Below are 2,006 nucleotides of genomic sequence, written 5' to 3'. Positions count from 1 at the left end.
TTTAAGTTCGTGTGTTTTTAGAGCTTAACGTAAAAAGTGCCTTTTTTTTGGATTTTCGGTTAAAATCCCAGGGACTTTTTGGCTCTGATCGGGGAGCGTCCCTGTTCCAAAACTGTCCGAAGTATTGAATTAACATTTTATCCCAATATCCTGTTGCCCAAAAAAACATTAAAAACATCACTCTACTCTTCCTCTCTGCGTTCTCTGCGCCCTCTGCGGTAAAAAAAAACAGTTTTGTATGTAACGCGCACCTTAAGTAGGTGGGTACAAATAAACATTAGATGGGTCGGGCGGGTTTTGCCTCGATCAACTGGCTTGTATTATGGATTTTGAGCTAAACCCGCCCCTACCAGATACTATTGTTTTTTTCCAATGACCTACTTACAGCTTAACTTTTAACCTTCAAATCCCGTGACTTTTACCAATCACCCAACTGCGGCGAAAAATCCGAGCCAAAGTCGATTCTTCCAAAGCAAAATAGATAGGCCGGCCGTGAGGACAAGTGCGCGGATTGCGAGTTTGCTGCCATTCATTCAACAAATTCTGCATTTGCAAAAGACTCAAAGAAGTGCCGTTGCGAATAGCGCTGCGACAAGCAGTAGCAACTTGAGCAGCTTGCAAATCTGCGACTTTACTCAGTTCAAAAAGCGCCGCAGCACAGTCATCTCGATCGGCTAACAATTCAGGCACTTCCCGCGCCGCCCATAGCTGTTCGCCAAAGATTTCTACTTCCAAACCCAAGCGGGATAAATTCTCAATTTGCAGCGCCGACAATTGACTGAGAATCACTGGTTTTTCGAGATATTTTAGCTGCCAAGCCGCACACAATTGTTCGTACAAAACGCGCTCGTGAGCGATGTGCTGTTCGATCAACCACATTCCGCTGGAATGTTCAGCCACAATGTAAGTATTGTGAATTTGAGCGATCGCCCTGAGTTCCATCAAACTTATTTGATTGCCTTTTGCATCTTCGCCGCCGCCCTGGTTCTGTCGAGTTAAAACCCCGACACTGTAAGAACTTTTTTGTTCCGATGCCTTCAGCAATTGTCCCACGCGATCGGGAATATGTGGCGCTGGCAAAACTTCATCATTCAAGTGCAAAGCCCGATCGATTGCCGCGCTGACTTGTGCTTGCCAAAAACTCGGATCGTGAAGATAAATTTCCGCTTTAGCCGGGTGGCGGTTCCAGTCGATTTGCGAGGGGGAGATTTGCAGGTGAACAAAACACACGGGATAGCGATCGCGCGGACAAGTACGGGCGAAGGCGCTGAGAATAGTTTGCTCTAATTCGGGCGATCGCACAACCCGCCGGTTCACCGCCACCTTCACCCAATCCGGCCGCCTGCGGTGACAGCGATCGGGCAAACCAATTACTAATTCCAGAGATTGGGAATTGGGAATTGGGAATTGGGCATCGGGCATTGGGAATTGGTAACTCGCCCGTGTTTTTGACACAAACAATTGCGCCTGTGCGAAATTATCTGGCAATTTATTCTTTTCAGAAACTGAAGGCAAATCTAACTTTAAATACTGCAAATCGCTTGCTCGCACGCCGCGCACAAACTGAGGTAAAATTTGTTCCGCCCTACTGCTGGGAGTTACGTGCAAACAAGGCGTATTTCCTTGACGCAACTGCCAATTAACGTGCGGGTGACAAATAGCAATTTGCTGAATGATTGATTGAACCGATCGCATTTGCTGTGCCGCCGTCAAAAAAGTGCGGCGCACAGGCCAATTGCCAAACAAATCAGCCACAGTGACTACCGTACCAGGGGCGATCGCCGCTGTTTCCACCTCCACAGCAGCGCCCGTCCTGCTGTAAACCACCCGCCAGCCCGATCGAGCATTTTCACCTCTCCCCTCGTTAAACGACGAATTCTCAACTCCCTCCCTTAACAAGGGGGGGCTGGGGGGGGTTTCCGCAGACTGTCGATTTTCCCAAAAATCGCCCAATCCCAAATCGTTCGATCGGCTCAAAACCTCCAAACAACCCAACTGAGCCAAAC

General features: G+C 48.3%; 1 protein-coding gene. It reads right to left on the bottom strand.

Annotation, left to right across the window (positions count from 1 at the left end; genetic code table 11):
• Window positions 1-402 precede the first annotated feature (402 nt).
• A partial coding sequence (gene mutL / locus WBA89_RS12135) for a DNA mismatch repair endonuclease MutL (protein WP_424406672.1) occupies window positions 403-2,006 on the bottom strand: 1,604 nt, incomplete at its 5' end.

The organism is Microcoleus sp. (assembly GCF_049646505.1).
Taxonomy (GTDB): domain Bacteria; phylum Cyanobacteriota; class Cyanobacteriia; order Cyanobacteriales; family Microcoleaceae; genus Microcoleus.
This window is presented reverse-complemented; position numbering and strand designations above follow the sequence as displayed.